Source organism: Paenibacillus sp. J2TS4, assembly GCF_018403245.1.
GTDB lineage: Bacteria > Bacillota > Bacilli > Paenibacillales > NBRC-103111 > Paenibacillus_L.
This window is the reverse complement of sequence record NZ_BOSH01000001.1, coordinates 353227-378038: the sequence shown is the minus strand read 5'-3', so window position 1 is coordinate 378038 and position 24812 is coordinate 353227. Positions and strand designations below refer to the sequence as shown.

Genomic DNA, 24812 nt, shown 5'->3' with positions numbered 1-24812 from the left:
TGCAACAATCGCCCCTTCCCACTTTAAGAATTTGAACGGGTGATCGACTGGTTCCGCAAAGGATTTGCAAGCCTTAGCTTCTGCTGTCTTCTGATGCGTTTTCGCGAATAAGTATGGTAATATAGGATTAGCGAATATCGGAGGAGGAAAATCATGGATAGACCGCTGACAACGTATGAGAAAGACCTGAAGTTTGGCGAAATCCTGCGCAGCATGGGCCGGGTCATGGTAGCTTTTTCGGGGGGAGTCGACAGCACCTTCGTACTAAAAAGAGCCCGGCAGGAATTAGGGGACAATGTACTAGCCGTCACGGCCGCCTCTGAAACCTTCCCGACCCGCGAATTCGACGCCGCCTTGCAATTGGCGGAAGAGATGGGTGTTGAGCTATACCAAACTGAAGTTAAGGAGCTGGAGAACGCTTCTTTTGTACAAAATAATCCGGACCGCTGCTACCATTGCAAAACCGGCCTATATATTCATCTGCAAAATTTGGCCAGACAATTAGGCTACCCTTACTTGCTCGATGGCTCCAACGTCGACGATCTGGGGGATTACCGCCCTGGATTGCAAGCGAAGAATGAACAAGGAGTACGAAGCCCTCTGCAGGAAGCCGGACTGACCAAGGACGAAATCCGGCTATTGTCCAAGGATTTGGGGTTGACTACATGGAACAAACCTGCTTTTGCCTGCTTGTCCTCCCGGATTCCTTATGGAACTAAAATTGAAAAATATAAAATCGATCAATTGGATGAAGCCGAGTATTTTTTGAACAAGCTGGGCTTCTATCAGGTTCGCGTCCGCCATCACGACAAAATCGCCAGAATCGAAGTTATGCCGGAGGAACTCCCTAAAGTGCTGGAGCACCGGGAGGAGATTTACAGCAAGCTGACCTCCATCGGATTTACTTTCGTAACTCTCGATCTTCAAGGTTACCGAACTGGAAGCTTGAACGAGGTGCTTAGCGAGTCCGCCAAACAGAAAGTGAGAGAAGCCTCCGTATGACATTATTGGACGATATTCTCAAGCAGGTTCAATCTGGCGAATTGGATGTGGACGCAGCCAAGGCCCAATTGAATGAACAATGGCGGAGTCAAACCGTTGCCGAGCTTGGTTTTGCGCAGATCGATACGGACCGGGAGCGCAGGGTCGGCTTTCCGGAAGTTATTTTTGGCGAAGGCAAGACGGCTGAGCAGATCACTGGAATTATGAAAAGGATGAGGGAGCAATCGGATCGCATTCTCGCTACCCGAATCGATCAGGCGAAGGCCAATGCTATTCTGCAGGAGGTTGATGGCGCGGCCTACCATCCGACATCCAGGGCGATAACGTGGTTCCGTCATCCGATGCTGAAGGTTCACGACGGTTATATTGCCGTCGTCGCCGCCGGCACATCGGACATGCCTGTCGCCGAGGAGGCCGCGCTGACCGCCGAATGCATGGGCAGCCATGTGGAACGGGTGTATGATGTCGGCGTTGCCGGAATACACCGGCTGTTCCACCGTCTGCCGCTCATCCGCGAGGCGAACGCGATCGTTGTCGCGGCCGGCATGGAAGGCGCGCTGACGAGCGTCGTAGGCGGGCTCGTGTCCAAGCCGGTCATTGCCGTCCCGACGAGCATCGGCTATGGGGCGAGCTTCCAGGGCTTGGCCGCCCTGCTCGCCATGCTTAACTCCTGCGCCCCGGGAATCAGCGTCGTCAATATTGATAACGGCTTTGGTGCAGGCTACTATGCGGGCTTGATTAATCAAAATATGGCAAAAAGGTTGTGAGGCTCGATGAAAATCGCTTATTTGGATTGTTTTTCCGGGATAAGCGGGGATATGACCCTGGCTGCACTAGTGGATGCGGGTGCGGATCGGGAGTATGTTGAGAAGGAACTATCCAGACTTACCATGGAACCTTTCACGCTAGAATGGAAAAGAGTAGTGAAATGCGGGATCTCGTCTCTCAAAATGAACGTAATTCTCGATCCGGACGCCATGCCACAGCATCACAGGCATTACTCAGACATTGTCCGGATGATTGAACAGGCAGGGTTCAGTGAGCGGACGAAGGCCCTCAGCCTCGCTATTTTCGAGAAAATAGGAATAGCCGAAGGAAAAATTCATAATCTGCCGTTGGATAGAGTTCACTTTCATGAGGTCGGTGCCATCGATTCCATCGTTGATGTAATTGGAGTCGCTCTGGCCTTCGATTCCTTGCAAATCGAACGGATTATCTCTTCCCCAATTCCTCTAGGTCATGGGAAGATTAGATGCGATCATGGACTGTATCCGGTCCCCGCTCCGGCCACTTTGGAAATGATGAAGGGACTGCCGATTGCCGATTGTCCATTTTCTATGGAAATGACTACCCCAACCGGTGCTGGAATTGTATCGGGAATCGTAGACCATTTTTCGTCCGGATTGCCTCCAATGATCATAGAAGAGATTGGTTACGGGGCAGGGACACGCGACCTTCCGAACCAGCCGAATGTGCTTAGGGTTGTCATTGGAGAAGCCAAACCGCAATTCATCGCATCATTCGCGGCTGAGCTTGTACCGGGTCACCACCACGACCATCACCACGAGCACGGGCATCAGCACAGTCATGACCATTCGCATCAACACGAGCACGGGCATCAGCACAGTCATGACCATTCGCATCAACACGAGCACGGGCACCAGCATAGTCATGACCATTCGCATCAACACGAGCACGAGCACGGGCATCAGCACAGTCATGACCATTCGCATCAACACGAGCACGAGCACGGGCACAGTCATGACCATTCGCATCACCACGAGCACGGGCACCAGCACAGTCATGACCATTCGCATCAACACGAGCACGAGCACGGGCATCAGCACAGTCATGACCATTCGCATCAACACGAGCACGGGCATCAGCATAGTCATGACCATTGCGATGTGGATGAGAACCATTCCGAGGGGAAGCAGTCTTGACCTTTAAGCAAATGTGGGATTTAAAGTGCAATAATGCACTCTAATTAACCCTTTTTTTCATTTAATGCCTTTAGAGTGCAATTATGCTCCTTATCCATGCTCTTTTTGCAGATAACGGAGTTTTCGGAAAATTAAAAGGTACTTTTGCACCTTATTTCTCCTAATGGGAGCAATGAGCGATTTAAGAGGTACTTTTGCACTTCATTTCCAAAGCGGAACAGCTCGGATTAACAATCCGCCGGGGTTCTTCGGGGATGGACAATTGCAAGACTATCACCAGGAGAGGCTACTGCAAAAATACATTACTTTTGACGAGAATCGGCTCTTTTTTAGCCATCAAGTGCAAAATTACAGTAAAATTCTTCGGTTATTCGAATTTCAGGCCCTGATGGCCAAATCGACTGTATTTTTGCATTAGATTCGTCGAAATGAGGTTAAAAGTTGCCATTCGACTGTACTTTTGCAGTCTTCATAAGATTTAAAAATACTGGATGCACTAGAAACATGAATCGCCCAACCCCCAGACTTATTAATCATCGAAAAAGGCAGGGAAGCGCTCCCTGCCTTTCATCCTCGCACAACGATTAACGGATGAATACTCTTCTTACAGCTATAATATAGGGCATTTTTCAATTAATCTACTTCAGAGGTTCGGAACTCCCTTTTATATTATAGATATTCTTCCTCAGCGGAAGCTCTCGATATGCAATCGGTATAGCCTTTTATGCCGAGAAAATGTTAGAGTCCCAGGCGTTGCTTTATTCTCGGAAACACCTGAAGGGCATTACTGTAAAAGACCTGCTCATGATAGGCTTCCGGAATAAGCCGTTCAACGAAATCGATGTAAACGTCTATTGGTGCCAGCGGCCAATCCGTGCCAAATAACATTTTATCGTAATGGTCGGCATAAATGAGTGCCCTGCGGAAATGATCCATGAACAGCGGCTCCTTCATAAACCGATCGAATTGTGCGGAATCCCCGACGACCAGCCCCGATAAATCGGCATAGACGTTAGCATTTTTATGAACCACCTCTGCCGCATCCATTACCCATGGATCACCCAGATGGCAAATCATAAAGTGAATGTCCCGATGCTGGACCGCCAGTTCGTCAATCGTCAGAGGATGGGAATATTTAAGCAGCCCTTCCGACGAATAGGTATCTCCAGAATGAATGACGACCGGCAAGCGGTATTGTTTGGCTAACTCATAGACAGGGCCGTATATAGCATCATAAACATAATAATGATAGTAGCCGGCGTAGAGCTTGATGCCCGCGACAAAATCTTGGCGCAAACGAGCCTCAATCCGGTCAAGCTCATCCTGTCCTTCGGAGGAAGCAAGGCGCACGGGATTGATCCCGACACATTCCATCAGAAAAGAGGGGACCTCGGCTTCCAAATCGAGTGTCATCGGATTGCCCGCTCCCCGATCCGGAAACCTGCCGGGCTCTTGTTCGGTAACTCCCATGCCAATCCCCATCACGACACCCGAACGCTCGAATTCCTGCTGGAGTCCTGCAGCCGAATAGTCGACAAAAGCCAACTCCCGAGCCGTATGGCGGAAACTTTCAATATTGGATAAATGTATGTGCGCGTCAATAATTTTCACAATCGCTCCCCTTCCTTGTTCCGCTCCTTCTTACCCTTCCTGCTCTCTTCTTGCTTTTCTTGCTCATCTCGCCCTTCTCGCCTTTTCCGGCTCTTCCTGCCCTATTTTAGTCCTATTGCTCTGTTTACTTTTTTTGCTCTACTAGCTCTTATCCTTCTGGCTTGCTTGTAGCTCTTATCCTTCTGGCTCTTGCTTGTAGCTCTTATCCTTCTAGCTCTTGCTTGTAGCTCTTATCCTTCTAGCTCTTGCTTGTTGCTCTTCTTGTCCTTCTTGTCTTTCTGTTTTTCTGCTTTTCTGCTTTTCTACCTTCTCATTTATCTCCTTTTCCCGCCTATGTTCTATCTTCCGCAGGTCTGCCTCTACTTCTCCTTGCTCCCTCTCTCCTATTTTACTTGTCTCCTGTACTGCCGAACTTTATTTGTCTAAGGTCGGTGAAGGATTCGGCTTTCCATTCTTTATCCGTAAACATAAAGAATACAGGCTTCGTATAGACGGTCGCTCCATCCGGAAGCTGGATCCGTTCTTCTGCAAATACACCCATAATCTGATTATTTGAATAGGCATAGGTGTTTTTTGTCGCCTCATCCGTAATCACTAGCATCCGGTCTCCATGCTGCCGGCTGCCAAATTGCAGCAGCCCGTCGGAACGGATGTCCACTCCTCCTGAGCCTCGCTTATAGATTCTGTCCTGCCTTCCGCGAATCCATTGAGCCTCCAAGTCGGCGTCCGTAGAGATGAACCCTTCCACCTTACATTTGAAATCATAGAAGCTTCGCCCCGTATCGTTCTTTATCCGATTAACAACACAGAGAACGGGACTGCCAGGAAGGAGCAGACTATACTGGTCCATTACGAGTCCGCGCTTCTCCTCCAGCTTATCTACCCAGGTCCGAATTCGGATCCCCCTCCATCGATTTCCGAAGTTATCCGTTATCGTTTCAAAAGAGAATTCCTTCCTCTCTTCTTGCAGGCTTAACGGAGAGATTCCTTGAAGCTGCGTACCGATTCCACCCAACCAAGGATTCCACCACGATTTAGGCCCGGGTTCAGGGTAAGAGGTTTCCAGCCATTCTCTTCCGCCGCAATGCAGCGAATGGATGGTATTGCCGAAGCTAGGCGAAGCCTGAATCGTCATCCTACCATTAGTATACCGGTAAGTATCCTCCTCTGCTAGGCGGATAGACAGCTCCTCCCCCCGTGTCGATTCTCGCCGGAAGGCTCCTGTGGACGAACTCGACGCTTCTCCTTCCTCTCTCGTCATCAAAGCACCCGCAGACGGATCTGCCACCGCGGATAAAGGAAGCTCCTCTGCACTATCCGCCCCATCCGATAAAATAAATACGGCGCGCTCGAGCGAGGTTGTTTCCTTTCGCGACTCCATTTCCAAGCAGATCTTCTCCACTCCCTCTCCTTCTGGCGGAGCTGTGAGCTGGAACTCGATCGACTTCATCTGTTCCTCCTGATGGAACTCCCGAAGCTCGGGAATACCGCCAGACTCCGAAGCAAGCGTGAAACGCCCTTCTAGCGGAACCGTCCTTCGTTCCCGCACATTAACGGTATAATCCGCCCCGGCTTTAATAAACGGATTGCCTTCCTGGACGCTCATTTCGAAGGGAGCGGTCAATAACGGGCGGACCGTCTCTCTGCGTTTTAAAGCAAACGAGCGAAAATCGAACCAGTCTCCGAAGCTTCCGTAAGTCATAAAGGTGGAGGGCGTCGTTACTTTCTCCCCTGCTCCCAGCGGGCCTACCGGATGCTCCAGCATTAAATGCCACTCACTCTTTGTCAAGGAAAGAGAAGGATGCCAGGCTATTCCCTGAGCGTAGCCGTCTCCATAGCTAAACAGCCAATTTTCAGAAATATCCTTAACGTTCCAGTCGTCCAAGTGATGGCCTGAAGCATCCTCAGGATCTCTCAAGTCAATCATTTGCCCTGCATAAGGAATAATGGCTTGCATTAGTGAAAAATAAAACCCTTCACCAATAAACATATCCTTCTCGGATGCCCGGTCCCCCAGATTTTGAATCTCATGGAACCTTTCCATGAGGCCATTCGGAAACAGCTTGGCCGTCACACTTAACCGGATGGCTGGAAATTCCTCCGAATCACAATGTGCAGTGAGCACCATCGCCTGTTCCTCTTGGCTAATCGTTATCCGGGAAGCTTTCTTCTTAACAAATTCGGGCGAATAGGGCCGGCCCAGCTTAGGGGACATCCAGCGGCAGCGCGATTCATCGCCATACCGGTGAACCCACATTTCATTATCCGATTTATTGAAATACAGCGTATAGGGCCCGTTAACCAGCACCGCGTGCTTCTCGGTTTCTCCCCCGAATCTTCCTGTCTGTCCCTTGAAGATCCATTCCATAGCTCTTGTAAAATAAACCGCCTCTTCTGCACCGCCCTCCGGAAAGGCCCTGATGCTCAGCGGTTCACTGAGCAGTCCAAAGTCTGCTAGCCTATAGTTCAGGCTGACTGTTTTTTTACCTAAGGGGGGAAGTGCCACACTCAACGACTGCGGCTCGAATTGAAGCCATTCCGTCCTGGGCAGCTCAAATTCAAACACCATAGGCCGCTGATCATGATTCTCTATGGTCACATATCCTTCCTCCGCAATCTGCAGAAAGCTTTCTTCATTTGGAAGCGCCAACGTTACAGTGGCCGGATATTGCGGAACAATGCCGGTACGCAGAAGCACACTTCGGCCGTTAATCAGGCAGCGAGCGGATACACACGGATGCGTTTTCCAATTATCCTGCTCTTCATGAATGGCTCCGACTTCGCAATGCCCTTCTATGACAGCTTCGTCCTCCGCTTGTACCACTCTCTTACTGTTTAGCGCAAACCGAATGTTTTTATCATCGATCCCTTCGAGTTCTACCTGTAACGGGACTTTTGATTTATTGCGAATAACATAACGGACCCGATAGCTTTTTCCAAAAACGAGCTTATGCCCTTCCACTTCTGCATACAGCAAAAAATCATTCGTTTCAATTAAGCGAATACCGCGGCCGGTTTTTTCAAATTCTACACGAAGAGAGAGATTGTCCTTCTGCCACTTGTATTCAAAAAAATCAAAGCCGTTCTCCCTTCTTCCATCCGGCTCGATAGCGATTTCCCTTGTCGAATCTTTGTACCAATCAATAGTTTCAAAATACGGCTGCAGGAGCTCCGTCTGCATAACCGTCGGAATAAAATTCATCAGGTGGGTGGAGCTTTCCTTTCTCTCCCAGAAAAATCCGCACTTTTTATACATCGGAACCGCTTTGGTATTGCCAGGCCAAGTGAACAGGTCCAGTCTGGGCCATTCCATCTCGATAGTTCTCTGCACCGCTTGCCGGATTAAATCGCGTCCAATTTTTTTCCCGTGATAATCCGGTCTAACATTCAAGAGGGGAACGTATAGAGCCCCTTCATCATTCCGGTAATGAGCAAAGCTGCAATAGCCAACCACCTTCTCCCCGTCCAGAGCAAGAAAGGCGCTTAACAGAGTCGAATTCGCGTGTTCCTGCAGAATTCCTTCCTCCGTCCGGTTGGCCGTGCCTCCACCCCAGCCTTCCATGCTGGCGTTCCACATTTCAGCAACGGCTTGAGCATAGCGCGGTTCGTATTCCACTATCCGAATTTCTTCGTTCATGGGGGTCACCTCATTTTGTCTACAAGCGGCAATGAGATCTCTTATAGGACGAACTCTAATCTGCTTTCTCCCCGAATGTAATTCCCAGAATAGCCAATCGGGACAGATCCATATCCTCATTGCCGCGCTGACAGTAATTTTACAAATAATTACCATTATACTGGACGGACCTTGCCAGAGAAAGGGAAAGTTCAACTGTAAATGGTTTTTGACGCGGCCCTTCCGACTTTTACGACCTGGAATAGGCGGGTTAAGACTGGGACATTTCAACCATTCCGTCTAGCCTTCAGCTTTATGTAGATAGAGCGCTCGGACGTGTTCGTAAACCTGCTTGATCGGAACACCATGTGCTCGCGCGGCCTCGGCGCATTCTCCATGCTCGGGAGCAAAATGGACGAGCTTCCCTTCCCTGTATCCTGCTTTAACCGTAATCGGCCCCCACGGAGTCCTTACCTGATCGAAGCTTCTTCCGAGCCGATGGCATGAGACCGGCATATAACGAAGACCCAATGTCGTCGTCTCTTCAAAAATAACGGCTTCCATAGCGGCAAGCCGCTCCTGATCGGCCAGAACATTCAGCATGAGCCCGGGGCGCCCTTTTTTCATGATGATCGGAATCCAATAAACATCGTTAGCTCCTTCCTCCAACAGCCTGTCCGTAATATAGGGACTATGCTCCGGATTCATGTCGTCCAGATTCGTTTGAATGAGCACCATTCCATCATCCCGATGCTCTTGTGCATGATCGAATTTCATCCTTGTCTCCCCTTGTTTGTTACCGATTCCTGACCGGTTTTCCCAAATTATAGCCTCTGCGGGCAGACTATGTAAATGTTGCCTTCGCTGGCGAGGACGGATAAAACATAGCCGCTGGTTACATCCTATGAGACAACTCTTACTTTATTTGGTGATTATTCTACCCCGTTTTTCGACCTGTCTTGCTTTGGAAAAATTTTAACCCTTGAAACATTAGAATTATGTACTTTCTTTGCTTCCTTGATAACAACGGGTGTTTCTGCATTATTACTCTGAATCATTATTCGAACAGGAGGATTAAAGGATGGCGGATTTAAGGCATGGTTTATTTAGAGGCTTGTTAGTCTTTACTTGTGCAGCTCTTCTTCTGGGGTCCCCTGCATATGCCGCACCGGTCAAGTCCCCATCAGATGCCAGATCCTTGAAAGAAGTCTTCATAGAGAGAAAGAATCTTCTCGATCAGATGAGCGCTTTAACCGGAATTCCTTGGTATTACCTCGCTGCAGTTGATCAATATGAAAGAACAATGAAATTGGTCAGAAAAATACCGCTAAATCAATACGGCCTGATCGATATCCATTATTCGGACCGGGAATGGGCAGGCATTATGAATCCCAATCCAGAGGATGCCAACCCTCAATCTATCGTTTTTTTTAACGGGAAAGGAATGGACGGCGATGGGGATGGACTGGCGAATCGCTTCAATGATGTGGACGTTCTTTATTCGATGGCCCAGTTTTTACTGAAATACGGAATCGGGCCGGAAGATTTCGGAATCGGGTTATGGGAATATTATCATAACACGCGAAGTGTTCAGAGAATCAAGCAATTTGCGGACATCTATGCCGCCTTGGACCGGCTTGATCTGCATCAAAAGGCTTTTCCGCTGCCTCTCACCTCAACCTATTCCTACCGGGGAACATGGGGAGCCAGCAGAGGCTGGGGCGGTTACCGAATCCATGAAGGAACCGATATTTTTGCAGGTTATGGAGTCCCTGTCCGAAGCACCTGCTACGGAGTCATTGAAGTCAAAGGATGGAACCGTTACGGAGGCTGGAGAATGGGCATCCGCGATTTGAACAATGTATACCATTATTACGCCCATTTATCCGGCTTTAATAAGAAATGGAAGGAAGGCGACATCATCCAACCAGGTGAAGTCATCGGTTGGGTCGGCAGCTCGGGATACGGCAGGCCCGGAACATCCGGCAAATTTCCTCCACACCTTCATTACGGGGTATATAGGGATAACGGCCTTACTGAATGGTCCTTCGACCCTTACCCGCATTTGCGGAAATGGGAGCGGGAAGAACGCTACCGCAAAAAGAACCCGGCTTCCTCCTAAACGCTCCTTCCTGGACAAGGAATGGTGTACCCTAACCTCCCTTTGTCATCGATAAACTATGACCGGCCTCATTGGCCGTTTATAGTTTATCGGCCGATTCAGGCGTAACCGGTGTCGACTCGGTGCCCATTCCCGGCTGGACCTGCTGAGGCGGAGCAGGGATCGTGACGCTCGGCGGAAGCGGGGCGGATCCTCCCAGCGGATTTCCCTTGCTGTCTACATAGTACATCGGAGTATCTCCTACTACTAAAACATAAGAAATCGGAATTTCCGTCTCTACAATTTCATGCTCCGAATCAAAAGGAATAATGACCGCTACATCCGCCAAAACCCGGATATAGACTTCCACTAACACCATATTGATCCCTACATTTTCCGACCGGCGGCTTAATTCCACCTGCACACTCCCCTGTGGAACCATACGAATCGGTACGTTCGGACCGAAGGAAGCGATAATAGCACTATTCATCGCCATTCCAAGCGGAATATGTTCGGGAACACTTTCCAGATCAAGCAATACGGATTGCACTTTATTAATCGCATCGGCCGTGATCTTCATATGTTCGGCATAATTAAGCATAAATCCGCTCACCTTGCCATTGTTATCGTACTTCCATTCGATCAATTTATTCAGATCGTTCCCTTGCGTAATGCGGTCCGTAATGGCGGAATTGATAGACTGGGTGGCGATCTGCTTCATCCGTACCGAGGCCAGATGGATGAGCGGCGGCTTCAGATTCTTGTCAATGTAAATGAAGGTTTGCATAGAGAATAACAAGATCAAAATCATCGTGATAAGGAATGTTCTTTTTAGATGAGTTTTGCGCGGATTCCGACTTTTCCATCTACGCCTTCGCATCCCCTTCCCCCCTTGTAAGCAGGCATGCTCTCTCTCCTCTAGCCTATGCCATTCATTTTCAAAAAAGAAGGAAGGGTTCAGCATGCCCCTGTGGAACTTAATGATTTTGACACCGGAAAATGTCCGTAATAGCGTTAAACCTGCTATAATGAAGGAGGAAGACAACAAAGGGGTGACGGCGATTCTCTCCAATGGAATCCGTCACTCCCTTTTTTTTCGTGGAGGAACTATGAGAGCTTTAATCTACTTAATCATTCTTGTCTCTTTCCTGGATACATTCGTGCAGCTGCCGATTATTGGACCTTATGCCAAAAGCCTAGGAGCCGGATCGCTCGGAATCGGCCTCACTATCGGAATGTATTCCCTATCCAATATGGCCGGTAATGTATTCGCCGGGCATTGGATCGATCGGTTCGGCGCAAAAGTCGTGCTGGTTACCGGCATGGTCATTACTGCGGCTGTGCTTTTGTTATATTTGACCGTCCATACCCCCGAGCAGCTGATAGCGGTCCGGTTTGTCCATGGCTTGACCGGAGGGCTGCTGACGCCATGCGCGTTTACCATCGCAGCTTCCAGAGCGTCCATGAACCGGCAAGGACGCGCCATGGCACTGTCGGGAGCTTCGGTTGGAATGGCTGCAATTATCGGCCCGGCTATGGGCGGCATTTTCAAGGCGAAGTGGGGAGTCGATTCGGTCTTTATCGTTACGTCCATTCTACTCGCGCTGTTCTCGCTCGTTGCCTGGGCGGCTCTGCCTAGACAGCCCAAGCGCGACTCCTCCAGAAGTCGGGAGCGGTTAACCTGGTCGGAAGCGATTCCGGAATGGACCCGGCTGCTCCGCAATCCCTATGCAGTCACGGCCTACACCGGAGCGTTCGCCCTTCTTTTTGCGATGGGGGTGCTCACCTTTGCCCTGCCGCTTAAGACCGATGAACTGCTCATGCCCGCCCAGACGGCAGGAATGCTGCTCAGCACCTTTGGCTTGATTGCCATTCTGGTGTTCGTTCTGCCCTCCAACCGGATGTTCGACCGGCTGCCGCCTTTCCGCTTGCTGCTGATTGGACTGGCTATCGTCATGGTATCGTTACTGGGCTTATCCAGCCTGACTAACCTTAGCGCCCTATATGTAGTAATGGGCATATACGGTATTGGATACGCGCTTATTTTTCCTTCTGCCAGCGCGCTTTTGGTTCGGCATGTCCCCAAGGAAGACCGGGGCAAGGCTTTCGGTTTGTTCTACGCCTTCTTCTCGCTTGGCGTAGTGGCCGGTTCTTCCGCCGTGGGGGCCCTGACGTCCGATCCCGATACCGCTTTAGTTATCGCTGCGGGAGGCTTGGTGCTGCTCACGCTCTCCTTGCTGTTAAGAAATAAGAGAATGGCTAGTAATGTAGTAAAGGACAGCGATGCATAAGGAAAGGGGGCAGGGGCGGCCAAGGTGGCGCCTAGCTGTCCAAAGCTGTCCAGCGCAGACGATCTCCCGCGGCTACATCGACAATGTCGAATTTTTCATCGGGCTGAAAGGGCGAGAGCAGATCGATTTCCATTTTTTTCAGCTCGATAACCCGCTTGATAACCGCTCTGCCGCCGGCTTGACCGACGATGGTTTTGCCTGCAAAAGGAGACAGCGAAGCATATGATGGGTTAAATCCTAATGGCAGCGGGTAAGAGGTATGGAGTTCATTCCCATCGCAGAACCGGACTATTCCCCGGGACAAAATTAATGAATTCTGCAGGCGAATCTTTACCCGTTCCCCTTCCTGCTCCATCGCCAGCACAGGATATAACGCTGACTTGCCGTTGCTGGAACGGATATGGACATATCGAGGGGGAACCTCCTCCAAGAGGGTCCACGTAATCCATAAGCAATCCTCGCGCACATCCACCTCTTCCACCGTGATCCAAGGAATTCGGCTGCGGGCTTTTACATGCCCTCCGAGTTCTGAATGATAACCGTCGATTAACGAATGCGCTGCTATTTGCCCCCGATCATCTAACCGGACCCACGCGCTTCTCCCTTCCATTTTCCATTCGCCCAATGAAGTCTCCACGCGAATCTTTTGCTCCACAGGACTGTAAATCCAATAATCGGAATACCCATTCGATAATACTACCTTAACTGCGGTGACCTGCTCTCCTTCGGCACGCAGACCTTGGATCCCGATGATCCGGATTTCGTCTGCCCCGGCACGGATGACCTGATAAGCGGATGCGAATAGTTTTCCTTCCCTTTCACTGCGAAGCACCAGGACAGGATGAGCAACGGAGCCCTCCAGATTAGGGCATTTCCCCGTAAACACCCGATCCTCGTCTGTACATAACCCGTACCAGACAAGCTCATATCCCTGCTCGGATTTCCAATGAGCCTCGACCGCTTCTTGAACAGGTTTATATTCCTCGACAGCATAGATGTAGCCATAGCCATTGTTAGGCTGAGGCGTCCAGCCCTGCAGCTTCTCATCCCCCAGAAGTTGAGTGAAGGTCTCACCGGTCGTTATTCTCTCTCCAAAGCTCAGACCCGGCTTGTCATAATACAGCTCCGTCTCCGCATCCACACCGGCCAGCGTCCAATGCTTTGCTTCCGGACGAGCGCCCTGCAGTTGCAAATCGCTCGATTCGTGAAAGGCATGAAAAGCATAATCCGCGGTCTCTGCTCCATTCACCCAAAAGAAATCAATACTATAGGAGGACTGTTCGTCGATCGAAACCGAGCCGGCCATTCTTTGATAGGCTTCGATCCCGTACAATTCCGGAGCTTGCGCTTCCATGACACTGATGCCAGTATCCTCGTAGACGACAGCAAATTCTCCTCCTTCGAAGGGCTTATATAATTGGCCCTGCTCCAGCTCCGCATCTTTGTTGATTACGACCGTATTGTGGGCAATCGTCTTGGCTCCCCAGCCCAAATGACTGTTGGTGCCGTAAATTCCATAACCGATATCGGCTGATATCTCTTTACCATGAGAGTAATATTGGACGGCAAGAGCATCATCATGAGCATGAGTATTGTTCTGTCCAATCCTCATCAACAGAGTGTTATCATTGCTATCTCTAACGATGCCCAGTCCAAACTGGCCCTTAATGGTATTCCCTTGCGGCAGTATGAAAGCAGCCTCTGGGTGAGACGGGCCGGGATGCTGGAAGAATAAATCTATTCCCCGCGCGCCCAGTTCCTCCGTTATCGATCCATACAGCTCGGCCAGCTTCCTTCCCGCCTCGGCTTTCATCTCGGCATCCGGCGTAAAGCGGTAGAAATACAGCGCTGCACGATAGGTTTCGGGCAGCAATCTCCTGTCGGGCTGTCTCAGATTGACCGTATCCCGCCCCCAATCTCCAAAGCAGGGAAGATGCCCCTGACACAGCACCTCTGTATGATTCCTTACGGCAAACTGAAAAAAACGAGAGCAGGCAAAGGGATGGAAAGCAGCCAATTGCGCTGGATCGGAGGCTCTCATCGCCAGCAGGGCAATGTCCAAAAATATCGATCCCGTAAACAGGCTGTAGCCATAAGATCCTTCATAATACATTCCATCCCGCCCGATAGCATTATAGAAGTAAGCCTCTACCGCCTGAATCCCCCACTGACAGTAATCGTCGTTATCGAGAACCAGTCCTACGGCAAGCATCGCCCGCACTCCATCCGATTCATGGTTCTGCAGATTAGTCAAATTTCCATTCGTTAAATCGTAAATCGGTCCTCCCGGCTCGGACAGCATATAATCATTCAGCATAGCTTCAATATTATCCCGCATCGTCCCGGACATGCCCAGTCTTTGCCGGGCAAGCGAAGGGCCGTCCAGCTCCGGACAGCCGTACAACCAGTCATAATCGTGAGCGACACATACCTTCACCCGGTGCACAATACTGGTCAGCAGATGAATTCGCCCTATTTCAAAGTGGCTCCCGTAAGGAGTAAAGTCCCGTGGCCCAATAGTGCCGGGCAGTATGGCGGAGAAGGCGTCCAACAGCACCAGCGCTTTATGCGCGTACTGCTCGTTGCCCGTCAGCATATAAAGATAGGTCAGCCGGGTGACCATTCCTTCGTGATCTCGCACCCCTCCGAACCAATCCCCAGCGACAAAAAAATTCCACATGCCGATCAAATAGTATCCTTTGCCGTGAAGCTCCAAGCCTTGCCCCTCATCGGGGTATTGCTCGTTAGGGAAGCTCATCCGACAGTGGGGGCATGTGATTGATTTGTGCGGCAGTTCCCTTACATCCGAGAACATCGAACGCTGCTCCTCCACATTCATCGGAAACGGCTTTCCGCAATCCGGACAGCCGGAGATGCCATAGGCGAAGGTCTGCTCCTTCATTCCCAGAATGACATCGTAAATTTGCTCATCCTTCAACTGCACAAAATCGTCGCATCTGCGCTTCATCGAGTCATAAGCTTGGCGTGCCCATGGGTATGCCTGAATATTGGACTTAGCCTGCTCTATATCATGTCTGGTAAAATAAAATCCCCGTTTGGGTTGGATGGTTGTCATCACTCACGATCCTTTCTAGCCTTTGAGAGACCCGATCATAATTCCTTTGACAAAATATTTCTGCACGAACGGATACACGCATATGATCGGAATGGTCGCGACCATAATGGTGGCGGCTTTAATAATATCGGGTGTCACCGCGTTTTCCCGGTTCGGATCATACGATTCGAATTGCTGGAACTGGGATGAGCCTTCGATTACGATTTTTCGCAATACGTTGCCTAGAACCGTTTTGTCCGGAGTGGAAATATACAGCAGGGAGTCGAACCACGCGTTCCAATGAGCCACCGCATACCAGAGAGCAATCGTTGCGATAATAGGCTTGGAAACGGGCAGCACGATAGAGAATAAAATCCGGAAATCATTTGCCCCGTCTATTTTCGCCGATTCCTCAATCTCCTCCGGCAGCGACATAAAATAGTTCCTGACAATAATCATGGAAAAAGCGGCTATCAGCCCGGGCAAGATGAGCACCATCCGGTTGTCCAGCAGGCCCAGCTCTTTGACGAGCAAATAGTTCGGAATCAGACCGCCGCTGAAGAACATTGTGAACACAATGAACAAAGTGAACAGGTTGCGGTTGGGCAAATACTTTTTGGCCAAGGGATAAGCGCACAGCACCGTAAAAATGACATTCAAAAAGGTTCCCAGCACCGTCCTGAAGATGGTGTTGTAATACCCTACCCAAATCATGCGATTATCAAAAACAGCCTTGTACGCTTCGACCGAAAATTCTTTAGGCCACAGCTTTAGGCCATAGACATTGGCAGCGGCAGGAGTACTGAACGAAACGACCAGCACATCAATAAAAGGATACACGGCCGTGAACCCGAACAAGGACAACAAAATAACGTTGAAAGAGTCAAACATTTTCTCGCCGGCGGTTTTTTTACCAATAGTCATCGACATAGCTTCCTCACTCCTTACCAGATTCCATAATCGCTGAACCGTTTGACAATCGTGTTCGTCAGGAGGATCAGCACGAAGGCAATGACATTAATGAACAATCCGGAAGCCGTCGCAAGGCCATACTGCATCTCGGTAATCCCGATCCGATAGGTATAGGTGCTCAGCACATCCCCTACTTCATAAACCGCCGGGTTATAGAAGTTGAACACCTGGTCGAAATCATCGTTAATAATCCCGCCAACGGCAAAGATGAACATGATCGTAATAACCGGAACGAGAGAAGGCAACGTAATATGAAGCATCTGACGCCAACGGTTAGCCCCATCCACGATAGCAGCTTCATACAGGGAAGGATCAATTCCGGACAGCGCAGCCAAATAGATGATGGAGCCCCACCCTACACCTTTCCAAATTTCGGTGCTGACGAGCAGGGTTCGAAACCATTCCTTATCTCCAAAGAAAAATATTTCCGTTCCACCTAACGAAGTAATAATATAGTTTACAATGCCGCGAGTAGGCGAGAAGATCTCCATAAATATCCCGGCCAGAACAACCCAGGATAGAAAATGCGGCAGGTAACTCAACGTCTGGACAATTTTTTTAAAGAATAGAAGCCTGAGCTCATTCAGTAATATAGCCAGTATAATCGGCGCCGGGAAACCAAAGATAAGCTTGTAGCTGCTTATAATAATGGTGTTGCGAAAAGCCGTCGGAAAGTCCCTTCCGGAAAATAAATCGGCAAAATTCTGTAATCCGTTCCACGGGCTTCCGAATATTCCATCGATGAAACGGTAGTCTTTAAAAGCGAGAATAATGCCGTACATCGGCAAGTATTTAAAAATAAAAAAGAAGAGCAAGCAAGGCAGAAGCATAAGCAATAAATTCTTATGTTTCCAGTAGGATTTAGCCCAAGCTTTTAGCGGATGGTGGTGTCTCGTTGGAAGCGATGTTCCCGGGTTGACAGGCGTATTTGCGTTCATCTAATCCCTCCTAAAGGAAAAGCGGCCAGCAGATAGTTAGATTGGCCGCTTGGATAAGCTATTTATTTCAAAGATTGATACCATTCATTGGCTTCCTTCGTTAATTGCTCTCCACCCGATTTCTTCCACTCTTCCACAAACTTGTCGAAAGCATCAAGCGGTTTCTCTCCATTAATGATCGCTGTAAACGTATCCTGCTGCAGCTTGATTAAGTTTTTCTGATACTTGCTCTCCGAGGGGAGAGGAGACTTCACTGCATTCTCGTATCCCGCTCCTTCGAATTTAAAATATTGATCATTAGCCCCGACCCGCTTGGGATCCTGCAGCTGCTTGGAAAATTCCGGCTGAGCGAACGGAGAAAATGTGATGTGACCGCCGATTTTTGCCTGCTCCTCGTTAGTTTTGAAGCCTTCTCTCATAACGATCGTATGTCCGTCAGGACCGTTATCATAGTGTGTCCCCTTGTCTCCGTATTTGACTTTGACGAAGGTGTCAAAATCTCCATAAATCGTATCCCACATTTGCATGATCCGATGTTTTTTATCAGGATCCGCTGCATCCTTACCGAATGCCATATAAGTGGAGCCTACTAATCCGGGCGTAATGTTGCCGAATTTACCATCAGGCCCTACTGGGGGCTTACCATATGCGATTTTGCCTTCTCCCTTGGTCACCTCATCCAGCATCTTAGTATTGTCGCCTCCCAGGAAGTTAGATTCCGGATCGGCTGGCGACCAGTGATAATAGGAGCCGTGGGAGGACACTCCGATTTTGCCGTTAACGAAATCGTGAGAGATGGCCCAGTAGCCGCCCGTATTCTCGCCAATGACCCATTCAGGGTTAATAAGATCTTCTTTTTTCCACTCGCTTAATGTTTCGAGAGCTTGCTTCGTTTCCGGCAGAATTCCGCTCCATACGATTTGACCGTCCCGAATAGTCCAGAATTCCGGATAGACTCCGTAGGCTCCGTATACATTGGTCATTCCGGATTTAGACATTCCGTACGTATCCTTCTTGCCCGATCCATTCGGATCTTCCTGACGGAATTTCATCAAAGCTTCTTTGTATTCCTCAAGCGTCTCCGGAGTTTTGGTAATCCCCACTTTCTCCAGCCAATCCTGTCTCCAGGCGGTGGCCAGACTGAAGACTCCATCGCTGTTGATGCTTGGAATTCCTATGTATTGACCGTTATATTTGACGTAATCCCATATTTTCGGGTCATAGGAATCGACCAGCTTTTTGTAGTTCGGCATATATTGGTTCAGTTCTTCATCGGTATAGGAGGTAATAATTCCCTGATCGTAAAACTTTTGCAAATCGGCACCGCTATAAACCGTCATAAAATCGGGGATCTCGCCCGAAGCCAGCTTGGTGCCAAGAAGCTGCTCTTTCTGAGTAACATCCATATACCATATATTCAATTTGACGTTAAATTTATCTTCTACGAACTTTTTAATGGGCGCATCCTCATCCACAGGACCATATTGATAAGTCAACCAATTTAATGAAATCGTTTTGTCAGCGCTTTCAGTCGGATCAGGACTAGCATTATTACTTGGACTAGAATCTGGGTTTGTATTTGGACTTGCATTGCCGGGTTGCTCCGTCTTTCCGCAAGCCGCCAGACTAGCCGCTATTATGCTTGCTAACGCGATCGATGCTGCCTTGCTCCATTTTCCTTTCATTGAATCCAATTCCCCCTTTTTATTCCCGTCTCTCCCTAAGGATAACGAGCATCAATAGTAACTTACTTCCATATCATATTAACACCCGTTTCTGTAAGCGTCAACAAAAAATAACTGGCGTTATAAAAGAATTTGCCGGTGCCCGGCAAGGGGGAATTAATCTATTAGCGAAGCCGATTGGAACGCTGTCCGAAGCTGGAAACCGTTCCCCCTTCATAAAGCTTAATACTTTTTAAATATATAGTTCGGGGGTCTTTATCCCCCTCCGTAATGATTTCAATTAATCTGTCCACCACGATTTCCTTCTCGGAAGAGTCAGTGTAAAAGGAGGTCAGGGGAGGAACGCTCATCTTTAATAATTCCGAATATCCCCAGCCGACGAGACTAATATCTTTAGGCACCTGCAATCCAAGATCCTTCAGCTTCTGGAGCGCTCCAAACTGAATGACCGAGTTGACGCAGAAAGCCGCCGTATAATCGATTTCCAGCACGGCCATCCTGTTGGCCAACTCATGCCCATCCTCTTCTTTACTTACTTGCACCAATGATTTGTCATAAGGAAGACCCGCTTCCTCCAACGCTTTGATATATCCTTTCAGCGTGTCCTGATGAACCAGTGTATCCAAAGTGCCGCTGAACAGAGCGATTCGCTGGTGCCCCAGGTCAGTTAAATACTTGGTTGCTTCATAAGCAATATTGACCACGTCTGTCACGATAACATTCACATTTTCTTTATCCAGTCCGCTATAAACGACATAAGGAACTCCTGATTCCTCCAGAATATCGAGAATATCGTCGTCGATGTCTCCTGAAATAACGACCCCTGATACTTCTTTATTGCTTAAATATTTGGACAGAGTCGCAAAATCATTAATCGTTGAACGCACATTCATAAAAATCAATCGATAATCGTTCTGACTGGCCACATTCTCGATCATACGCAGATCATGGATATATAGTGGATCATCCGGCTCTCTATTATAGAGAATATAACAAATCTTGGGATAAATTTCGTTATCCCGATAGCCTAGCTCCTTTGCCGCTTTTAAAATAATATGACGGGTATCTTCGGATACAGTACTGTTAGGCGTATTGTTAAGCACTAGAGATACCGCGGTTCTGGAAATTCCCAGATGATCGGCAATGTCTTTTTTGGTGACAGTCATCTTGCAACCCTCTTTCTTTATTGAATCGTCCAATAACGTACGTTATGGTACGAATTTATTATACCTAAAAGCTTCCTAAGAAGAAAGCTGTCAACCAAACAGAGACGACCCGAATGAATCGTCGCTGCTCCTGCGTCACTCCTCATAATAAGGGTGACATGTTTAGCAGCCCCTTTCCAAGCTTCATTTTTACATTGCAGCCCATTCCACTGAGTGTCAAAAATCCCCTCTGCATTTCCCACTCATAATAATATACGTTATTTTGTTGTCAACGTAAGTTTTCGTGCGTTATGTTTGTTGCCGTCAAGTATATAATAATAGATCTAATGGAACACCGAGCTCTCTATGCACTCTTATTGACCAGAAAAAAGACTGGTTTCAGACCGGGAGACCCCCGATCCTTTTTCCAGTCTTGTTACATGAGGAGAAGAATCTTCGATTCTATCTAATGTGCAAGTTTAGGCATAATATGTATTATTCCTGCAAATTGATTTTACGGATAGCTTTGCTGTCCTCATCGTAAACTATGATGTTGCCTTTATTGTCGAAGTCCAGTTGACTGATTTTGTTAATTGGATTGCCATCGTTATAGATTAAATCATCGCCATGGATGTAAAGACTCAGCTGACCCTCGGTAGTTAATTCATAGATGCTGGCCCCATCGGTTAATTAAAATTTCCCCTCATACGATCGGATACTGTCGTAATGAACGTTAATCAAGGAAATAACCGTTTCTACTTTTCGCGGATACCATTGAAGTTTGGATAAAGTATTGTTGCCGTTATTAAGACATAGATCTCTTTATCCGTTACAAGGGCATCGCTCGCGCCAAAAAAATCAATGCCTGTCCCTTCATAAGTATATGTTACCACGGTTACAAGCGAGAGGCACGAACCTTATGTAAATTAACAAGACCGTTGACGGAGCGCTTCGTACAGCAGCACCGTGGTCGCCATAGCGACATTTAACGATTCTGCCCGACCCCTCATCGGAATAAGGACGTTGCGGTTCGCCAAGCGGCTCACTTCGTCCGAAACACCGGCTCCCTCATTACCAACGATGATCCACGTCGCTTGCTTGAAGTCGGTTTCGTAACAGCTTTCCTGGGCATCCAGGGACGTATTGAGCAATTGGATGCCCTGCTCTCCGGCCGCGCGGAGAAACGGCACCAGCTCGGCATGAACGACGGGAAGGTGAAAAAGCGAGCCCATAGTCGCTCTAACCGTCTTCGGGTTATATAAATCGACCGTTCCTCGTCCGAGCACGACTCCCGTCGCCCCCGCCGCATCGGCCACCCGGATAATGGTCCCGAGATTGCCCGGGTCCTGAATCCCGTCGACGACCACGACTAAGCCATCCGGCTGCGATAACAGCGGCTCTGCCCCTAATTCCTTCTTGCTGACAATGGCGGCGATTCCTTGTGGAGTTCGAGTGTCGGTCACCTTGGACAGCACTGCCTCCGTAACCGCTATCCATTCGGTACTTCCAGCGCCATGCCACTCCTGCAGCTCCGTAGGAAGCTCCCGATCCAGCGAATACAGAATGGTCTCGACAGGCTCGTCCGAATGGAGCGCCTCTTGCACCAGATGAGTCCCTTCAATCACATATTTGTTCTGTTCGTCTCTTCCCTTTTTGCTTAACAGTTGGGCCCACTGTTTAACCCGGGAATTGTTAGCCGATGTTATTTCGTTGGTCATATAGCCTCCATCATTTTGCGAAAGTTTTTTCAAATTTCGCCAAATCTTCGTTCTTACCGACGACTACGAGCACATCCGTTGCTTTAATTCTATCTTCCGCATGCGGGGCAATATTCATTCGGTTTCCGGTTTTGATCGCCATTACATTACAATGATATTTGGCCCGGATATCGAGATCGAGCAAGCTTTTTCCAACCATCTGGGGAGTTGCCTGAATTTCTACAATACTATAATCATCAGATAATTCTATGAAATCTAGTATATTCGGCGATATTAAATGATGCGCCAGCCGGTTGCCCATATCTCTTTCCGGAAAAATCACTTTGTCCGCGCCGATCTTCTTCAAGACGTTTCCATGCAAATCATTCTGAGCTTTGACAATAATCGTCTTCACTCCAAGGTCTTTAAGAATCAGCGTCGTCAAAATACTCGATTGAATATCCTGCCCAATGGCGACAACTACAATATCGAAGTGATGAATACCCAGCGCCTTTAACGCTTCTTCATCCGTCGAATCGGCTTGGACCGCTTGCGTGACGCAAGTGCTTAAATCCTGAACTCTCTGTCCGTTGGAATCGACCACCAGCACGTCGTATCCGAACGTGCACAAAGATTTGGCCACGCTCGATCCGAAGCGGCCCATTCCAATAACAGCAAACTGTTTTTTCATCTATACCGCCCCTTTAAATTCTGACTAGATTATATCACACCTCGCAAGATCATACATAAAAGAGGAGGTTTAGACACATATTAAGGAAATAGGTGGACAAAACTCTACACGACAACGGAGGGTTTTCTCAGAATGAATATTAACTTACGACAGGCAATCGTGCAACGTGTGCAGGGCAAATCGACCGAAGAACTGACCGAAGTCATCCAGGATTCCGTCGGAGGGACCGATCAGGCTCTTCCCGGACTGGGAGTGCTGTTCGAAATTATATGGGAAAATACGGATGATGCCATCCACTCTACGCTTGTCCAAACGCTTAAAGATCATCTCCCCCATTAGAACGTTCGGGAAAGATTCACTATAGCCCTGCTAAACAGCATAAATTGATTATCAAATTCCAGGCTCGTCCCAAAAAAATAAAGGCCGGTGGTGTTTCTACCTCGGCCTGTTGTAAAATAACCCCACTCTTTTAATCATTAAAACGGCAAAACGTATTGGGAACCTTCCTTTTCCCTAGAGCCTCTCCAGATCGGAACTGATCCAGGTTCGGTTCCAGAACATTCAGCACATCATGGAAGGTAGTAAACGGAAAATAGACCTCCTCGGCCTCATCCAAATAACGGGCGAGCCTGGCTCTTGCAAAAATCCAGTCGGCAAATCCCGAACCATAGTAATCACTCGTCCCGTCTCCAATGTATAGCACCCGGCTCCCTTGCCGCTTGATATTCCTCACAACTTCCGCTTTACAGCAGCCGCACCATTGACAAGCTTCATTCGGGTTTTGAAAACCGAGACGGTATCCCCCCTCCTCTGTATAATAAATCGGGTTGGAGATAACCTGGTCTACTTTTAAATTCATTTGATGGATAATTTGTTTAATATAATACTCCATTCCATCGCTTAATACGGTAACGGGCACGCCATTTCTATGGCAAAACTCAAGAAATTCGACAGCGCCCTCTCGCGGGCTGACCTGCCGAATCACTTCGTCTACAACCGATTTGCGGTTGGCCAAAAAAGAATAGCTGGTTCTCGCCACTTCCATGGAACCAATCTCACCCGCTTCAAAACTCCGGTACGCCTCTTTAGCTGCCGCTTCATTCACGACTCCAGCCGTTTTCATCAGTAAATCTCCGACATCCTGCTCCATTAATGTGCCGTCAAAATCTGTGACCACCGTTAATTGAGACATCCTATTCTCCACCTGCTTCATCTATTTTGAACAACGTTAAGTTGTCCCTATCTTAACAACAGGCGCGATGTCCGTCAAATGCTCCATTAACGTGCTATCTACTTAACCTTTTTGTAAGCCCTGGCATATCTCAAAATTTTATTGTAGGCTTTCGGATTGCCCAGTTTTCTAAAAATATAAGGATCCGGCCGGAAATTCACTTCCAATATCCACGGATGGAGTTCTTTTCCAATCGCGATATCTACACCAATCTGCTTTAAGCCGCGGAATTTGCCATGCAGCTGCTCGGCCGCATCGACGCCTAATTTGGCAAGCTTGCCCATATATTTATTACGTTCAGACGGATTCATATAATTACCGAGAAGTTGATCCACCGTCCTCAAGGTGCCCCCGTTATGATAATTCGTTACCGCTTTGCGGGGATGGGCCACCCTGCCGATAATTCCGGTGGCCTCCCATTTTCTGGAGGGATTCATCTGAACCATCACCCGAATATCGAAAGGCCTCTGGTCGCATTTTAACAGACGGATTCCTTTCTGTACCAGGTAACGCTTTTTATGAGTATGCCTGCTTAAATCAGCATACATCTCCGAATAAGAAGGAAATTTTCTTTTTTGAGTTCCTTTTTGATAATGGTACCAGGTCTGCTCCCCGTTCTCTTCTTTCTCGACCTTCATGACACCAATGCCGAATGTTCCGAAATTCGGTTTGACATAAACCATATTGTACTTGTTCAGCATTTCCTGCAGACTGCTCTTGGTCATCCACAGCGTCTCCGGAATGGCTGGGCGAATTTTGTCATTCTGCATCAGAATGCTGGTTTTAAGCCACTTATTTGCTGTCAGCCTCACCGTGCTTCCTCCACCTTTGATT

At 48.5% G+C, this 24812-nt stretch carries 19 protein-coding genes; 6 read left to right on the top strand and 13 right to left on the bottom strand.

From position 1 onward, the window contains the following. The first annotated feature begins 153 nt into the window (after positions 1-153). From larE to larC, 3 genes are read left to right on the top strand one after another with little or no spacing between them, the layout of a single operon-like run. Positions 154-1002: an ATP-dependent sacrificial sulfur transferase LarE gene (larE, locus tag KJS69_RS01685; protein ID WP_213581276.1), complete on the top strand. Its 849-nt coding sequence runs from the start codon at positions 154-156 to the stop codon at positions 1000-1002. Further along, a complete protein-coding gene (larB, locus tag KJS69_RS01680) occupies positions 999-1769 on the top strand; it encodes a nickel pincer cofactor biosynthesis protein LarB (RefSeq protein ID WP_213581275.1) in 771 nt (256 codons plus the stop codon). The genes larE and larB overlap by 4 nt, the downstream gene beginning before the upstream one ends. A 6-nt stretch (positions 1770-1775) precedes the next feature. Beyond that, positions 1776-2945, top strand: a complete 1170-nt coding sequence (gene larC / locus KJS69_RS01675; RefSeq protein ID WP_213581274.1) for a nickel pincer cofactor biosynthesis protein LarC — start codon at positions 1776-1778, stop codon at positions 2943-2945. Between the two features lie 738 nt (positions 2946-3683). On the opposite strand, the gene KJS69_RS01670 is transcribed toward larC, so the two are convergent. The 3 genes from KJS69_RS01670 to larC2 form a co-directional block, all read right to left on the bottom strand. Then, positions 3684-4556, bottom strand: coding sequence for an amidohydrolase family protein (locus KJS69_RS01670; protein ID WP_213581273.1), 873 nt, complete (start codon positions 4554-4556; stop codon positions 3684-3686). A gap of 388 nt (positions 4557-4944) precedes the next feature. Then, on the bottom strand, positions 4945-8193 hold the full coding sequence (locus KJS69_RS01665) for a GNAT family N-acetyltransferase (RefSeq protein ID WP_213581272.1): 3249 nt from the start codon (positions 8191-8193) through the stop codon (positions 4945-4947). A 279-nt stretch (positions 8194-8472) separates the two neighbouring features. Then, entirely contained in the window at positions 8473-8949 is a 477-nt protein-coding gene (larC2, locus tag KJS69_RS01660; protein WP_213581271.1) for a nickel pincer cofactor biosynthesis protein LarC2, read from the bottom strand. A 304-nt stretch (positions 8950-9253) separates the two neighbouring features. Between larC2 and KJS69_RS01655 the strand changes: the two genes are divergently transcribed. Continuing rightward, complete coding sequence (locus tag KJS69_RS01655; RefSeq protein ID WP_213581270.1) at positions 9254-10294, top strand: M23 family metallopeptidase; 1041 nt, start codon at positions 9254-9256, stop codon at positions 10292-10294. 79 nt (positions 10295-10373) lie between these two features. Here the strand turns inward: KJS69_RS01655 and yunB are convergent, their stop codons facing one another. Next, positions 10374-11153: a sporulation protein YunB gene (gene yunB, locus KJS69_RS01650; RefSeq protein WP_213581269.1), complete on the bottom strand. Its 780-nt coding sequence runs from the start codon at positions 11151-11153 to the stop codon at positions 10374-10376. An 82-nt stretch (positions 11154-11235) separates the two neighbouring features. On the opposite strand from yunB, the gene KJS69_RS01645 reads away from it, so the two are divergent. Further along, complete coding sequence (locus KJS69_RS01645) at positions 11236-12564, top strand: MFS transporter (RefSeq protein WP_213581268.1); 1329 nt, start codon at positions 11236-11238, stop codon at positions 12562-12564. 31 nt (positions 12565-12595) lie between these two features. Here the strand turns inward: KJS69_RS01645 and KJS69_RS01640 are convergent, their stop codons facing one another. The 7 genes from KJS69_RS01640 to KJS69_RS01610 all read right to left on the bottom strand — a co-directional run bounded on the left by KJS69_RS01640 (position 12596) and on the right by KJS69_RS01610 (position 22747). After that, positions 12596-15640, bottom strand: a complete 3045-nt coding sequence (locus KJS69_RS01640; RefSeq protein ID WP_213581267.1) for a heparinase II/III domain-containing protein — start codon at positions 15638-15640, stop codon at positions 12596-12598. Between the two features lie 15 nt (positions 15641-15655). Further along, on the bottom strand, positions 15656-16549 hold the full coding sequence (locus KJS69_RS01635; protein WP_213581266.1) for a carbohydrate ABC transporter permease: 894 nt from the start codon (positions 16547-16549) through the stop codon (positions 15656-15658). Between the two features lie 14 nt (positions 16550-16563). Then, positions 16564-17529: an ABC transporter permease gene (locus KJS69_RS01630; RefSeq protein ID WP_213581265.1), complete on the bottom strand. Its 966-nt coding sequence runs from the start codon at positions 17527-17529 to the stop codon at positions 16564-16566. 62 nt (positions 17530-17591) lie between these two features. Beyond that, a complete protein-coding gene (locus KJS69_RS01625; protein ID WP_213581264.1) occupies positions 17592-19214 on the bottom strand; it encodes a type 2 periplasmic-binding domain-containing protein in 1623 nt (540 codons plus the stop codon). A gap of 164 nt (positions 19215-19378) precedes the next feature. Next, positions 19379-20380, bottom strand: a complete 1002-nt coding sequence (locus KJS69_RS01620) for a LacI family DNA-binding transcriptional regulator (RefSeq protein ID WP_213581263.1) — start codon at positions 20378-20380, stop codon at positions 19379-19381. Positions 20381-21285: 905 nt separating this feature from the next. Further along, positions 21286-22077, bottom strand: a complete 792-nt coding sequence (locus KJS69_RS01615) for a TrmH family RNA methyltransferase (protein ID WP_213581262.1) — start codon at positions 22075-22077, stop codon at positions 21286-21288. 10 nt (positions 22078-22087) lie between these two features. Further along, positions 22088-22747, bottom strand: coding sequence for a potassium channel family protein (locus tag KJS69_RS01610; RefSeq protein WP_213581261.1), 660 nt, complete (start codon positions 22745-22747; stop codon positions 22088-22090). Between the two features lie 132 nt (positions 22748-22879). Here KJS69_RS01610 and sspI point away from each other — a divergent pair, with 132 nt between their 5' ends. Then, positions 22880-23086: a small acid-soluble spore protein SspI gene (gene sspI, locus KJS69_RS01605; RefSeq protein WP_213581260.1), complete on the top strand. Its 207-nt coding sequence runs from the start codon at positions 22880-22882 to the stop codon at positions 23084-23086. 130 nt (positions 23087-23216) lie between these two features. Here sspI and KJS69_RS01600 read toward each other — a convergent pair whose 3' ends face one another. Continuing rightward, the gene (locus KJS69_RS01600; protein WP_213581259.1) at positions 23217-23939 is read right to left on the bottom strand and encodes an MtnX-like HAD-IB family phosphatase; all 723 of its coding nucleotides are present in this window, start codon (positions 23937-23939) and stop codon (positions 23217-23219) included. A 98-nt stretch (positions 23940-24037) separates the two neighbouring features. After that, entirely contained in the window at positions 24038-24790 is a 753-nt protein-coding gene (locus tag KJS69_RS01595; RefSeq protein ID WP_249730299.1) for a YheC/YheD family protein, read from the bottom strand. Between the last annotated feature and the right edge of the window lie 22 nt (positions 24791-24812).

Excerpts from the sequence above, each read along its gene's own strand:
- larE (WP_213581276.1), top strand. The coding sequence starts at position 154 with ATGGATAGACCGCTGACAACGTATGAGAAAGACCTGAAGTTTGGCGAA.
- larB (WP_213581275.1), top strand. The coding sequence starts at position 999 with ATGACATTATTGGACGATATTCTCAAGCAGGTTCAATCTGGCGAATTG.
- larC (WP_213581274.1), top strand. The coding sequence starts at position 1,776 with ATGAAAATCGCTTATTTGGATTGTTTTTCCGGGATAAGCGGGGATATG.
- KJS69_RS01665 (WP_213581272.1), bottom strand. The coding sequence starts at position 8,193 with ATGAACGAAGAAATTCGGATAGTGGAATACGAACCGCGCTATGCTCAA.
- larC2 (WP_213581271.1), bottom strand. The coding sequence starts at position 8,949 with ATGAAATTCGATCATGCACAAGAGCATCGGGATGATGGAATGGTGCTC.
- KJS69_RS01655 (WP_213581270.1), top strand. The coding sequence starts at position 9,254 with ATGGCGGATTTAAGGCATGGTTTATTTAGAGGCTTGTTAGTCTTTACT.
- yunB (WP_213581269.1), bottom strand. The coding sequence starts at position 11,153 with ATGCGAAGGCGTAGATGGAAAAGTCGGAATCCGCGCAAAACTCATCTA.
- KJS69_RS01645 (WP_213581268.1), top strand. The coding sequence starts at position 11,236 with ATGCCCCTGTGGAACTTAATGATTTTGACACCGGAAAATGTCCGTAAT.
- KJS69_RS01640 (WP_213581267.1), bottom strand. The coding sequence starts at position 15,640 with ATGACAACCATCCAACCCAAACGGGGATTTTATTTTACCAGACATGAT.
- KJS69_RS01635 (WP_213581266.1), bottom strand. The coding sequence starts at position 16,549 with ATGTCGATGACTATTGGTAAAAAAACCGCCGGCGAGAAAATGTTTGAC.
- KJS69_RS01630 (WP_213581265.1), bottom strand. The coding sequence starts at position 17,529 with ATGAACGCAAATACGCCTGTCAACCCGGGAACATCGCTTCCAACGAGA.
- KJS69_RS01625 (WP_213581264.1), bottom strand. The coding sequence starts at position 19,214 with ATGAAAGGAAAATGGAGCAAGGCAGCATCGATCGCGTTAGCAAGCATA.
- KJS69_RS01620 (WP_213581263.1), bottom strand. The coding sequence starts at position 20,380 with ATGACTGTCACCAAAAAAGACATTGCCGATCATCTGGGAATTTCCAGA.
- KJS69_RS01615 (WP_213581262.1), bottom strand. The coding sequence starts at position 22,077 with ATGACCAACGAAATAACATCGGCTAACAATTCCCGGGTTAAACAGTGG.
- KJS69_RS01610 (WP_213581261.1), bottom strand. The coding sequence starts at position 22,747 with ATGAAAAAACAGTTTGCTGTTATTGGAATGGGCCGCTTCGGATCGAGC.
- sspI (WP_213581260.1), top strand. The coding sequence starts at position 22,880 with ATGAATATTAACTTACGACAGGCAATCGTGCAACGTGTGCAGGGCAAA.
- KJS69_RS01600 (WP_213581259.1), bottom strand. The coding sequence starts at position 23,939 with ATGTCTCAATTAACGGTGGTCACAGATTTTGACGGCACATTAATGGAG.